We start from the raw sequence: 12,718 nt of genomic DNA on the forward strand, positions 1-12,718 counted from the left end.
TCGGGTCGCCGCTGGTCGGGGGCCTCTTGACGGGACCCGTGGCCCGACGGCAGGCTGTCGGATCGTGATCACCCGACCGATCACCGAGGGAGGGCACGATGACGGGTCCGGTGCTCGCCGTCGACCAGGGCACCTCCGGCACCAAGGCCCTGGTGATCTGCCCCGAACGCGGCGTGATCGGCAGCGGGTTCGCCGCCGTGCACCCCCGCTACCCGTCCGGCGGACTGGCCGAGGTCGACCCCGACGCGCTGTACGACTCGGTCGTCGCCGCCGGCCGCCACGCGCTGGCCGAGGCCCGCGAACCCGTCGTCGCGCTCGGCCTCGCCAACCAGGGCGAGACCGTCCTGGCCTGGGACCCGGCCACGGGTCGCCCGCTCACCGACGCCCTCGTCTGGCAGGACCGCCGGGCCGCTTCCGTGTGCGCCGAACTGGAGCCGCACGCCGACGAGTTGCGCCACCTCACCGGCCTGCCGCTGGACCCGTACTTCGCCGCGCCCAAGATGGCCTGGATACGACGTCACCGCACCACCGAGGGAGTCGTCACCACCAGCGACGCCTGGCTCGTCCACCGCCTCACCGGCGCCTATGTCACCGACGCCGCCACCGCGGGCCGCACCCAGCTGCTCGACCTGGACCGCTCGCAGTGGGCGCCGCGCGCCCTCGACCTCTACGGGCTGTCCGGCGAACGGCTCCCCGACATCGTCGACAACGCCCAACCGGTGGGCACCACACGCGCGTTCGGCCCGGAGATCCCGCTCACCGGCCTCGTCGTCGACCAGCAGGCCGCCCTGCTCGCCCAACGCGTCACCACACCCGGCATCGCCAAGTGCACCTACGGCACAGGGGCGTTCCTCCTCGCCCCCACCGGCGACACGGCCCGCCGCAGCGCCTCCGGACTGGTCGGCTGTGTCGCCTGGCGGCTCGGCGGACGCACCGCCTACTGTCTCGACGGCCAGGTGTACACCGCCGCCTCCGCCGTCCGCTGGCTCACCGGCCTCGGTGTCATCCAGGGCGCCGCCGACCTCGACACCGTCGGCGCCACCGTGCCCGACAGCGGCGGCGTCACCTTCGTCCCCGCCCTCGCCGGACTCGCCGCCCCCTGGTGGCGCGGCGACCTGCGCGGCTCCCTCACCGGACTCGGCCTGGACACCACCCCGGGGCACCTGGTGCGCGCCCTGTGCGAGGGCCTGGCCGCACAGATCGTGGAGCTGGCCGAGGCCGCGGCGGCCGACCTCGGCACGCCCGTGTCCACCCTGCGGGTCGACGGCGGCCTGACCCGCTCGGCCCTGCTCATGCAGACCCAGGCCGACCTGGCGCAGCGTCCCGTCGAGGTGTCCCCGCTGCCCGATGCGACGGCCCTCGGCGCGGGCGCCCTGGCCCGCCTCGGCGTCACCCCCGGCCTGAGCGTCGCCGACGCGCTGCCCGACGGCAGGCCCTCGGCCGTGTACGAGCCCCGTATCCCGGCGGCGGAGGCGGCGCGGCGGCTGGGCGCGTTCCGTGCTGCGGTGGGCGCGTTGCTGGAGAGGGCGCCGGCGTGACGGTGACCGCGGAGGGGCCGCTGCCCACGGCGCCGTACGACGTCGCGATCGTCGGCGCCGGAGTCGTCGGCTGCGCCATCGCCCGCGAACTGGCCCGCCGGCCCCGCCTGAAGGTCGCCCTCGTCGAGGCCCAGGACGACATCGGCCAGGGCACGTCCAAGGCCAACACCGCGATCCTGCACACCGGATTCGACGCGGTTCCCGGCTCGCTGGAGGCCCGTCTGGTCCGCGAGGGCGCCGCCCTGCTCGCCGCGTACGCCGCCGAGTCCGGCATCCCCGTCGAGCCGGTCGGCGCGCTGCTCGTGGCCTGGGACGAGGAGCAGCTCGCCGCGCTGCCCCGCCTGGCGGAGAAGGCCGAACACAACGAGTACAAGGACGCGCGTCTGATCGGGGCCGACGAACTGTACGCGCGCGAACCGCACTTGGGGCCCGGCGCGCTCGGCGCCCTGCACGTGCCCGGCGAGAGCGTCATCTGCCCCTGGACGACCCCGCTGGCGTACGCCACCCAGGCCGTCGGGCACGGCGTGGACCTGCACCTCGACTGCCGTGTCCGACAGGTGGACCGGCAGGGCGACACGCATGTGATCGGCACCGGCCGGGGCACCCTGCGCGCCCGCTTCCTCGTCAACGCGGCCGGTCTGCACGCCGACGCGCTCGACCGGCTGCTCGGCCACGACGACTTCACCGTCACCCCGCGCCGCGGCCAGCTCATCGTCTTCGACACGTTCGCCCGCGATCTCGTCCAGCACATCCTGCTGCCCGTGCCCACGGCCCTCGGCAAGGGCGTCCTGGTCGCCCCGACCGTGTACGGCAACGTGCTGCTCGGCCCCACCGCCGAGGACCTGGACGACAAACGGGCCACGCACTCCACGGCCGACGGCCTCGCGGGGCTGCGCGCGCAGGGCGGCCGCATCCTGCCCGGACTCCTCGACGAGGAGGTCACCGCCGTCTACGCGGGACTGCGCGCCGCCACCGGGCACGACGACTACCGCATCACCGCCCACCCCGGTCGGGCCGGTGTCACCGTCGGCGGGATCCGCTCCACCGGTCTGACCGCGTCCCTCGCCATCGCCGACCACGTCGTCGGCCTGCTCGAAACCGAGACCGGCCTCGACCCGGGACCGGTGCGCGAACTGCGACCGGTCCGGATGGACCGGCGGGGGACCGGCCCCGAGTACGGCATCCTCGTCTGCCACTGCGAACGCGTCTCCCGGGGCGAGATCCGTGACGCCCTCGCCCATCCGATCCCGCCGCGCACCCTCGACGGACTGCGCCGCCGCACCCGGGCCCGCGCGGGCCGCTGCCAGGGCTTCCACTGCGGGGCCGCCGTGCGGGCCCTGCTGGAGGAGGCCCGGACATGACCGGAGTACGCCGGGTCGACGTCCTGGTCGTCGGCGCGGGCCCCGCGGGCCTCGCGACCGCCGCCCGGCTCGCCGCCGCCGGAGCGGGCCGCGTCGAGATCGTGGAACGGGAGACACAGGCCGGGGGAGCGCCGCGGCACAGCGCGCACGGCGGCTACGGCACCCTGCTGCATCCCCTCACCGGCCCTGCCTACGCCCGGCTGCTGGTCACCGCGACCCGGCAGGCCGGGGCAACCGTCCGCACCGGTGTGACGGCCCTCGACTGGGCCGGCCCCCTGGCCCTGCACACCCTCGGCGCCGAGGGACCCGGGACGATCACCGCACGGGCGGTCGTCCTGGCCACCGGCGCCCGCGAACGCCCCCGTGCGGCCCGGCTGGTGCCCGGCACCCGCCCGGCCGGTGTCTACACCACCGGCGAACTCCAGCAGGCCGTACACCTCTACGGGCAGCGGATCGGTACGCGCGCGGTGGTGGTCGGCGCGGAGGACGTCTCGTACGCCGCCGCCGACACCGTACGGACCGCCGGCGCCACGGTCGTGGCGATGCTCACCGACCTGCCCGGCCCGCAGACCACCCCGGCCCGGGCCGCCGACTCCCGGCTGCGCCACGGCACCGCGCTCCTCACCGGCACCACGGTCGCCGAACTGCTGGGCCACGGACGCCTGTCGGGCGTGCGGGTACGGCACCGCGACGGCCGTACGGCCGTACTGCCCTGCGACACCGTCGTGTTCACCGGCGACTTCGTCCCCGACCACGAACTGGCCCGGCGCGGCGGGCTCGCCCTGGACGCCGGCACCCGAGGCCCGGCCGTCGACGGCGCCCTGCGCACCTCGCGCCCCGGTGTCTTCGCCGTCGGCAGCGTGCTGCACGCCGTGGAGAGTGCGGCGACTGCGGCCCGTGAGGGCGCCCATGCCGCCGGTGCCGTCCTCGACCACCTCACGGGCATCGACCACCTCGCGGACGCCGGTCGGCTCTCGGGCGCCGACCGCGCCGACGCCGTCCCGCTCCTCGTGGACCCGCCCCTGCGCTGGATCGCCCCGAACCGCGTCACCCCGGCCGACCGCCTCCCCTACGTCCTGCGCACCGCGACGAGACTGACCCGCCCCGTCCTGCGCGTCACCCAGAACGGGCGCGTACTGCACAGGGAACGGCTGTGGACGGCCGTCCTGCCGAACCGCACCCTGCGTCTGCCGGCCGGCTGGACGCACCGGGTCGACCCGCAGGACGGTCCCGTCCACGTGAGCGTCCTGCCCTGAGCGCTTCGCGGCCTCGCGGGTGCCTCAGATGACCTTCATCCGTACCAGCGCACCGAGCGTCAGCGCGCCCGGCACCAGCGGCAGCCAGACCGTGATGATCCGGTAGCCGAGCACCACGGCCGTGGCCACCGCCACCGGACCGCCCGCCGCCACCAGCGCCACGATCAGCGCCGCCTCCACCGAGCCGATCCCGCCCGGCATCGGGACCAGCGCGACCGCCACCGTCGCCGCCAGGTAGGCGACCGCCATGTGCGCCACCGGCACCGGCAGTCCCAACGCCAGCCCCACCGCGGCCAGACCGGCCGCCTGGAGCACCGGGAACGCCAGCGAGCCGCCCCACAGGGCCAGTGCCCGGGCCGGGCGGGAGTGCACCGAGCGCGCCTCGCCGAGGGCGGTGCGCAGGAAGGAGCACACCGCCGACCGCAGCCGCCGTACGAGGGCGAGCACGACCGCCACCGCCAGCACGGCCGCCCCGAGGACGCCCAGCAGCGGGCCGAGCGCCCCGTCGGGCAGCAGGGAGCCGAGCCGCAGCGCGTCGGGGAAGACGAGCAGCAGCACGGTCAGCAGACCCACCCGGGCCACGCCCTCCGCCAACAGATACAGCGCGAGGGCCGCGGAGGAGCGGGCCAGGGGCACCCCGCACACGGTCATGAACCGCAGGTTGACCGCGCTCGCGCCCAGCCCGGTCGGCAGCAGGTGGTTGGCCGCGCCCGCCGCGAACTGCGCGGCCAGCAGCCGCCGTCCGGGCAGCCGCTCCACCACCGCGCCCTGCCGGGTGACGGCCGCCGCCACCCACGTCAGGCAGGTCGCCGCGAGCGCGGCCAGCAGCCAGGGCCACTGCGCGCTCCGCAGCTGTGCGAAGCCCTCGACGAGAACGGACCGGTGCCGCACCGCGACCACGGTGACGAGCAGGAGCGGAAGCAGACACAGGATCTGGCGCACCGGCACACGCCGGGCGGGCCTGCCTGGGGGAAGGGGAACGGGAACCGCTGTCACACTCGGAGAGGTTCGCCGCACGGCGCCAACGGCGGGTTGCGGAAGCGGGGACGGAACATTGCGTACGGTCATCGGGTCCTTCGTCTGATCCTTTGCCTGATCCGCTGGCTGATCCCTCGGCCGATCCCTTGTCGTCGAGGATGTGGGGGTCGAGGATGTGGGGAGAACCTTGACCTCAAGGTTGCTTGAGGTCCTACGGTCACTCCCATGAGCATGGAGAGCACCGCCTGGACGCAGCTTTACAGCGTCATGCACGCCCAGCAGGAACGCCGCCCCTTCGACCGGGTGACATTGCGCCGCATCGGCGCATTCGCCCGCCCGCACCGCCGCCGGATCGCCCTGTTCGTCCTGCTGGGGGTGTTGACCGCGCTGCTGGCCGTCGCCACCCCCGTCCTCGCCGGGCGGGTCGTCGACGCGATCGTGTCGCACGGCGACGCGGACGCGGTCGTCCGGCTGTCGCTGCTCATCGCGGTCATCGCGGTGCTGGAGGCGGCGCTCGGCATCCTGGGCAGGAGGCTCTCGGCGACGCTGGGGGAGGGGCTCATCCTCGATCTGCGCACGGCCGTGTTCGATCATGTGCAGCGGATGCCGGTCGCGTTCTTCACACGTACCCGTACGGGAGCGCTCGTCTCCCGACTCAACAACGACGTGATCGGCGCTCAGCGCGCCTTCAGCAACACCCTCTCCGGAGTGGTCTCCAACCTGGTCACCCTGGTGCTCACCCTCGCCGTCATGCTCACCCTGTCCTGGCAGGTCACCCTGCTCGCGCTGGCCCTGCTGCCGGTGTTCGTGCTGCCGGCCCGGCGCATGGGCAGCCGGATGGCGGGCATGCAGCGCGAGGCGGCCACGCTCAACGCGGCGATGGGCACCCGGATGACCGAGCGCTTCTCCGCGCCCGGCGCCACGCTGGTCAAGCTGTTCAGCCGGCCCGAGGAGGAGTCGGCGGAGTTCGCGGCCCGCGCCGCCCACGTCCGGGACATCGGCGTCCGTACGGCCACCGCCCAGTCGGTGTTCATCACCGCCCTGACCCTCGTCTCCGCCCTGGCCCTCGCCCTCGTCTACGGCCTCGGCGGCCGTCTCGCACTGAACGGCACCCTCGAACCGGGCGCCGTCGTCGCCCTCGCCCTGCTCCTGACCCGCCTGTACGCCCCGCTGACCTCCCTCGCCGGGGCCCGGGTGGAGGTGATGAGCGCGCTGGTCAGCTTCGAGCGGGTCTTCGAGGTGCTCGACCTGAAGCCGCTCATCGAGGAGAAACCGGACGCCCGCGAGGTGCCGCCGGGCCCTGTCTCCGTCGAGTTCGACGACGTCCGCTTCGGCTACCCGTCCGCCGACAAGGTCTCCCTGGCCTCCCTGGAGGAGGTCGCCTCACTCGACTCCCGCGGCGGCGCCGAGGTCCTGCACGGCGTCTCCTTCCGCGCCGCTCCCGGGCAGACCGTCGCCCTCGTCGGCTCCTCGGGCGCCGGCAAGTCGACCATCGCCCAGCTCCTGCCGCGCCTGTACGACGTCGACGCCGGCGCCGTCCGGATCGGCGGGGTCGACGTCCGTGACCTGAGCGCGGGCTCCCTGCGGGCCACCCTCGGCATGGTCACCCAGGACGGCCACCTCTTCCACGACAGCGTCCGCGCGAACCTCCTGCTGGCCCGTCCCGGGGCCACCGAGGACGAACTGTGGGACGCCCTGCGCCGCTCCCGCCTCGACGACCTCGTCCGCTCCCTCCCCGACGGCCTCGACACGGTCGTCGGGGAACGCGGCTACCGCCTCTCCGGCGGCGAGCGCCAGCGCATGACCATCGCCCGGCTGCTGCTGGCCCGCCAGCGCGTCGTCATCCTCGACGAGGCCACCGCGCACCTCGACAACACCTCCGAGGCGGCCGTCCAGGAAGCCCTCGCCGAGGCCCTCGCGGACCGTACGGCGATCGTCATCGCCCACCGGCTGTCGACCGTGCGCGCCGCCGACCTGATCCTCGTCGTCGAGTCCGGCCGGGTCGTGGAACGCGGCACGCACGAGGAGCTCCTGGCGACCGGCGGACGGTACGCGGAGCTGCACCGGACACAGTTCGACCAGCCGGGGATGACGGAGGCGGTCGCGCGCTGAGGCGGGGCGAGGGCGGCGCGCCGACAGGCCGCCGCTTCCCGCGCCGCGTTCGGGAGGTCAGCGCTTGGCGAGCAGATCCGCCGGGAAGGCGCCGGCGGCGAGCGCGGTGCGTACGAAGCCCGTGCCGAGCTCGGTCAGCCGGGCCACGCCGTCCGCGCCCAGGTGTGCGTACGGGGCGCGGTCCAGCCGGTCCGTCTCCCGCTCGATCTCCTGGCGCAGCGCGCGGCCCTGCTCGGTCAGCTCCCCGTCCTCGTCCAGCAGACCGCGCTCCCGCAGCCGGCCGGCCGCCGCGTCCCAGTCCTCCCGGCTCCAGCCGCGGGTGTCGAGCACCCACTGCGGCGACATGCCCTTGCCGGTCGCCGTGTGGGTCACCATCGCCTCCAGACCGTCGAGTCCCGCGGCCATCAGCACGGCGAGGTGCCCGTCGCCCCGGTGCTCGCGCAGCAGCGTGGCCGCGTGCCAGTACGCCAGGTGCGGCTCCTCGGGGACCGGCAGGTCGGCGTGGGCCGAGTACAGGGGCCGGGCGCTGCGCGAGCAGGCCTCGGTGGCGCGCAGGGCGAGCCGTGCCGCCTCCGCCATCTCCGCGGACGCGACCACGTCCGCGCCCAGCTGGCGGCGCAGCGTCGAGTCGACGGCGCGCGTGCGTGCCGCCAGGACCTGTTCGGGCGTGGCCGACTCCCAGACCGCGGGCACGTGCCGGGCGACGAGCGTGTGCTTGTAGTTGTAGAACGTCGCCGTCACCGCGCCGGCCCCGACGGGCCCCAACGCGGCGGCCCGCACGGCGAAGTTGACGGCCCGCGGGTGCGTGACGCCGACCGCGCCCAGCTCCCGGCCCAGGTCGGGGGAGAAGTAGTGCGTCGCGTGCAGCGAGTTGAGTGTGCTGTGACAGTGGCGGCCCGCGCGCGGGTCCAGAGCGACGGTGGTCATGACGGGCACGGTACCGACCGGTCGGTAACATTTCCAGAGAGGTGGCGCCGTCGGCCCGTCGAGCAGATGGACCCTGGAGCTGCTGCCGACCGTCGTGGACGGTCAGGGTGCGTCTACTGCGCATGCAGTAGGGGCGTACCGGCGGCCACACGAAGACGGGCGGGGGCTGCGCGGACAGCCTGGAAGGGTTCCCCGAGTTCGGATGTGGAGACCCTTCCTGTGGCTGTTTTCCTTGATCGACTGGGCCGGTCGGCCTTCCGGCGGCGCTGGCGTGTCGTGTTGATGTGGGTGGTGGCGCTCGTCGCCGCGGGGACGGCCTCGGCGCTGGCGCCGGCCGTACCGGACGGTTCCTACTCGATGCCGGGGACGGAATCGCAGCGGGCGTTCGACCTGATCGAGCAGCGTTTCCCGGGGGCGAGCGTCGGTGGCAGCGCCGAGGGCGCGAGCGCGAAGATCGTGTTCGTGGCGCCCGACGGGCAGCAGGTGACCGACCCGCAGAACCGGTCGGTCGTCGATGAGGTCGTGGGCAGGGTCGGCACGGTGGATCAGGTCGTCCGGGCGGCCGATCCGTTCCAGGCGGGCACGGTGAGCGAGGACGGGTCGACGGCGTATGCGTCGGTCACCTTCGAGGTGAAGGCGAAGGACGTCGGCGACGCCGCGAAGCAGGACCTGGAGAAGGCCGTCGAAGAGGGCCGGGACGCCGGGCTGACGGTCGAGGTCGGCGGTTCGGTGCTGGCGTCCCAGCCCTCGGGCGGTGTGACCGAGCTGGTCGGTGTCGTGGTGGCGGCCGTGGTCCTGCTGGTCACGTTCGGTTCACTGGCCGCGGCAGGGCTGCCGCTGCTGACCGCGCTGATCGGTGTCGGGATCGGCACCGCGACGATCCTCGCCCTGAGCAGCGCGCTGGGCCTGTCCAGCGCCACCAGCACCCTGGCGCTGATGCTGGGGCTGGCCGTGGGGATCGACTACGCGATGTTCATCGTCTCCCGCTACCGGGAGGAGTGCGCCCGGGGCCGCGCGCCGCAGGACGCGGCGGGAGTGGCCGTGGGCACGGCCGGATCGTCGGTGGTGTTCGCGGGCCTGACCGTCGTCATCGGCCTGGCCGGGCTGTCGGTCGTGGGGATCCCGACGCTGACCCAGATGGGACTGGCCGCGGCCGGCACCGTGGCCCTGTCGGTGCTGGTCGCGGTGACCCTGATCCCGGCCATGCTCGGGATCTTTCCCCGCGCTGTCCTGGCCCGCTCGGTGCGCCGGGCCGCACGCGCCGGTGCGCGACCTGCCGCCGGCGGGGACAAGCCGAACCTCGGCAGCAGGTGGGCCCGCCTGGTGGTCCGCCGGCCGCGGGCCGTGCTGCTCGTGGCGGTGGCGGCCCTGGGCGTGATCGCCCTGCCCGCGGCGAAGCTGCACCTCGGCACGGCGGGGGACGAGTCCAAGCCGACCTCGACCACCGAGCGCCGTGCCTACGACGACCTGGCCAAGGGCTTCGGCCCCGGTTTCAACGGTCCGCTGACCATCGTCGTGGACGCCGGGTCGGCCAAGGATCCCAAGGCCGCCGTGGCCGCGACCGCCCGGCAGATCGGCGCCACCGAGGGCGTCGTGTCCGTCTCGGCGGCGAGCTTCAACACGGCGGGAGACACGGCGATCTTCACCGCCACACCGGCCACCGCTCCCACCGACGAGCGCACGGTCGAACTGATCCACACCCTGCGCGGCGACCGCCCGGCGATCGAGAAGGCCACCGACGCCACCTTCATGGTCAGCGGCAGCACGGCGGGCAACATCGACAGCGACCAGAAGGTCCAGGGCGCCCTGGTGCCCTACCTCGGGCTCGTGGTGGGCCTGGCGTTCCTGCTGCTGCTGATCGTGTTCCGCTCCGTACTGGTACCGCTCAAGGCGGCCCTGGGATTCCTGCTGTCGGTACTGGCGGCCCTCGGCGCGGTCGTCGCCGTCTTCCAGTGGGGGTGGCTCGCCGGGCTGCTGGGCGTGGACCAGACCGGCCCGATCATGAACACCATGCCGATCGTCATGGTCGGCATCGTCTTCGGACTCGCCATGGACTACGAGGTCTTCCTCGTCACCCGCATCCGGGAGGCCCACCTCCAGGGAGAGCGTCCCGGACAGGCGATCGTCTCCGGCTTCCGCCACAGCGCCCGAGTGGTGGTCGCCGCCGCGGTGATCATGATCTCGGTGTTCTCCGGCTTCATCGGGGTCGGCGAAACACTGATCAAGATGATCGGGTTCGGCATGGCCGTCGCGGTACTGTTCGACGCCTTCTTCGTGCGGTTGACGATCGTGCCCGCCGTTCTCGCGCTGCTGGGTGAGCGTGCCTGGACGATGCCCCGCCGACTGGAGCGGATCGTGCCCCACGTCGACGTCGAGGGGCACGCCCTGACCCGCGACGCGGCGACCACTGCCGTGACGACCGACGCCGCGGCGACCGACGGGGCGACCGACGGGGCGGCGACCGACGGGGCGGCGACCGACGGGGCGGCGCGACGGGACCTCCCGGTCCGGGATCTCCCCGTCCGTCAGTGACAGCCTGGAGGGGCCGCCCGCGGGCCGGCGGCGGGCGGCCCCGCGAGCGCTCCGCCGGGCCGCCATGCACCATGATCGATCAGCACATCCGACAGGAAGCACGATGACCACCACCTGGCAGGGCCACCTGCGCAACCACCCGCGTACGGTCGACTCCGCGCTGGCCGTCGTGCTGTTCGTCGTCGCCTTCCCGGGCAGCATGTACAGCGTCTCCGACGCGGCCGCCCCTGACCGGTGGTGGCCCTGCGTGCTGCTGGCCGGCATCTCCTGTACCACGCTGGTGTGGCGCCGCACCCGGCCCCGCCCCGTCACCGCCGTCGCGGTCCTGTGTGCCACCGGCATGGCCCTGGCGGGCTATGTGATGACGGCGCTGCTGCTGGCGCCCCTCATGGTCGCGCTGTACTCGCTGGCCGCGCACACCGAACGCACCACGACCCGGAACCTCACCCTCGCCGCCGTGATCCTCGTCGCCGGCGCCGCCCTGATCGCCGATCCCGCCGGGGACGCGCTCGCCCTCAACGTGATCGGCCCCGTCGCCTGGCTGTTGCTGCCGGCCGCCCTGGGCTCCACGGCACGGTTCCGCAGGGCGTATCTGGAGTCGGTGCACGCCCGCGCCGAATACGCCGAGCGGACCCGGGAGGAGGAGGCCCGGCACCGCGTCGCCGAAGAACGCATGCGCATCGCCCGCGAACTCCACGACGTCTCCGCGCACCACCTCGCCCTGGCCAACGCCCAGGCCACGACCGCGGCCCTCCTCATCCGCAGCCACCCCGCCCAGGCCGAGAAGATGGTCAACGCCCTCGGCGACACGACCGCCGCGGCCCTGCGCGAGCTGAAGGCCTCCGTCGGACTCCTGCGCCGGAGCGACGCCTCCGAGGACTCGACCCAGCCCGCCCCGGGCCTCGCCCAGCTCCCCGACCTGGTCGCCGCGCACACGGCCGCGGGACTCACCGTCACCCTCACCGCCCATGGACAACCGCAGCCGCTCTCTCCCGGCGCGGACCTGACCGCCTACCGCATCGTCCAGGAGGCACTGGCCAACGTCGCCAAGCACGCCCGCACCAGTACCGCGGAAGTCGACCTCGTCTACACCCACGACCGGCTGGCCATCACCGTCACCGACCACGGAACCGTGCCCTCCACCGCGACCGACTCCACCCCCGGCAGCGGCTACGGCCTCATCGGCATGCGGGAACGTGCCTTGTCCGTCGGCGGACACCTACGCGCCGGGCACCGCCCCACCGGCGGCTTCGAAGTCAGCACCGAACTCCCCCTCCACCCCTACGCTCCCGCCGAGGACAGCACCCCATGACCATCCGCGTCCTGCTCGCCGACGACCAGGCCCTGCTGCGCGAGACCTTCCGGATCCTCGTCGACTCCCGCCCCGACATGGAGGTCGTCGCGGAAGCCGCCGACGGCGCCGAAGCGGTCGCCCTCACCCGCGCCCACCACCCCGACATCGTCGTCATGGACATCCGCATGCCCGGCACCGACGGCCTCACCGCCACGGCCACGATCTGCGCCGACCCCGCTCTGTCGGGCACCCGCGTCCTCATCCTCACCACCTTCGAGACGGAGGAACACGTCGCCAGGGCCCTGCACGCCGGGGCGAGCGGCTTCCTGGGCAAGGACGTCGGCGCCGAGGGACTCGTGGCCGGCATCCGCACCGTCGTCGCCGGCGACGCCCTCCTCTCCCAGCAGGCCACGCGCAACCTCATCGCCCGCTTCCTCACCGCCCCTCAGCCCGGCATCCACCCCGCGGCCCGGAAGAACCTGGCCGACCTCACCGAGCGTGAACGCGAAGTCATGGCCATGGCCGCCGAAGGGCTCACCAACGCGGACATCGCCGGGCAGCTGTACCTCAGCCCCCTCACGGTGCGCACGCACATCCACCACGCCATGGCCAAGCTCCACGCCCGCGACCGCGCCCAACTCGTCGTCATCGCCTACCAGACCGGCCTCGTGCAACCCAACCCACCCAGGCCCTGACATGGCACCAACTGGACACGGGGCA

Annotated in this window: 9 protein-coding genes; 7 read left to right on the forward strand and 2 right to left on the reverse strand. The window is 74.0% G+C overall.

Annotated elements, in window-relative coordinates; translation table 11 throughout:
* The first annotated feature begins 98 nt into the window (after positions 1-98).
* Genes G9272_RS38805 through G9272_RS38815 form a run of 3 tightly spaced genes read left to right on the forward strand, consistent with a single transcriptional unit; the run spans position 99 to position 4,155 of the window.
* Positions 99-1,538 carry an FGGY family carbohydrate kinase gene (locus tag G9272_RS38805; RefSeq protein ID WP_171400896.1) on the forward strand — a complete coding sequence of 480 codons (1,440 nt, stop codon included), beginning with the start codon at positions 99-101 and terminating at the stop codon, positions 1,536-1,538.
* Positions 1,535-2,899: an FAD-dependent oxidoreductase gene (locus tag G9272_RS38810; protein ID WP_171400897.1), complete on the forward strand. Its 1,365-nt coding sequence runs from the start codon at positions 1,535-1,537 to the stop codon at positions 2,897-2,899. The genes G9272_RS38805 and G9272_RS38810 overlap by 4 nt, the downstream gene beginning before the upstream one ends.
* Entirely contained in the window at positions 2,896-4,155 is a 1,260-nt protein-coding gene (locus G9272_RS38815; protein ID WP_171400898.1) for an NAD(P)/FAD-dependent oxidoreductase, read from the forward strand. The genes G9272_RS38810 and G9272_RS38815 overlap by 4 nt, the downstream gene beginning before the upstream one ends.
* Positions 4,156-4,179: 24 nt before the next feature.
* Here the strand turns inward: G9272_RS38815 and G9272_RS38820 are convergent, their stop codons facing one another.
* The gene (locus tag G9272_RS38820) at positions 4,180-5,103 is read right to left on the reverse strand and encodes a lysylphosphatidylglycerol synthase transmembrane domain-containing protein (RefSeq protein ID WP_171400899.1); all 924 of its coding nucleotides are present in this window, start codon (positions 5,101-5,103) and stop codon (positions 4,180-4,182) included.
* 261 nt (positions 5,104-5,364) lie between these two features.
* Between G9272_RS38820 and G9272_RS38825 the strand changes: the two genes are divergently transcribed.
* Entirely contained in the window at positions 5,365-7,245 is a 1,881-nt protein-coding gene (locus G9272_RS38825; RefSeq protein ID WP_171402357.1) for an ABC transporter ATP-binding protein, read from the forward strand.
* Between the two features lie 57 nt (positions 7,246-7,302).
* On the opposite strand, the gene G9272_RS38830 is transcribed toward G9272_RS38825, so the two are convergent.
* Positions 7,303-8,172, reverse strand: coding sequence for an SCO6745 family protein (locus G9272_RS38830; protein WP_171400900.1), 870 nt, complete (start codon positions 8,170-8,172; stop codon positions 7,303-7,305).
* A 219-nt stretch (positions 8,173-8,391) separates the two neighbouring features.
* On the opposite strand from G9272_RS38830, the gene G9272_RS38835 reads away from it, so the two are divergent.
* From G9272_RS38835 to G9272_RS38845, 3 genes are all read left to right on the forward strand, one after another.
* Positions 8,392-10,704: an MMPL family transporter gene (locus G9272_RS38835; protein ID WP_171400901.1), complete on the forward strand. Its 2,313-nt coding sequence runs from the start codon at positions 8,392-8,394 to the stop codon at positions 10,702-10,704.
* A 103-nt stretch (positions 10,705-10,807) separates the two neighbouring features.
* Positions 10,808-12,016 carry a sensor histidine kinase gene (locus tag G9272_RS38840; protein ID WP_171400902.1) on the forward strand — a complete coding sequence of 403 codons (1,209 nt, stop codon included), beginning with the start codon at positions 10,808-10,810 and terminating at the stop codon, positions 12,014-12,016.
* Positions 12,013-12,693: a response regulator transcription factor gene (locus G9272_RS38845; protein ID WP_171400903.1), complete on the forward strand. Its 681-nt coding sequence runs from the start codon at positions 12,013-12,015 to the stop codon at positions 12,691-12,693. Before G9272_RS38840 ends, G9272_RS38845 begins: the two co-directional genes overlap by 4 nt.
* Positions 12,694-12,718 lie beyond the last annotated feature (25 nt).

The organism is Streptomyces asoensis (genome assembly GCF_013085465.1).
Taxonomy (GTDB): domain Bacteria; phylum Actinomycetota; class Actinomycetes; order Streptomycetales; family Streptomycetaceae; genus Streptomyces; species Streptomyces cacaoi_A.

Coding starts and splice junctions, on each gene's coding strand:
- G9272_RS38805 (WP_171400896.1), top strand. CDS start 99: ATGACGGGTCCGGTGCTCGCCGTCGACCAGGGCACCTCCGGCACCAAG.
- G9272_RS38815 (WP_171400898.1), top strand. CDS start 2,896: ATGACCGGAGTACGCCGGGTCGACGTCCTGGTCGTCGGCGCGGGCCCC.
- G9272_RS38825 (WP_171402357.1), top strand. CDS start 5,365: ATGGAGAGCACCGCCTGGACGCAGCTTTACAGCGTCATGCACGCCCAG.
- G9272_RS38830 (WP_171400900.1), bottom strand. CDS start 8,172: ATGACCACCGTCGCTCTGGACCCGCGCGCGGGCCGCCACTGTCACAGC.
- G9272_RS38840 (WP_171400902.1), top strand. CDS start 10,808: ATGACCACCACCTGGCAGGGCCACCTGCGCAACCACCCGCGTACGGTC.
- G9272_RS38845 (WP_171400903.1), top strand. CDS start 12,013: ATGACCATCCGCGTCCTGCTCGCCGACGACCAGGCCCTGCTGCGCGAG.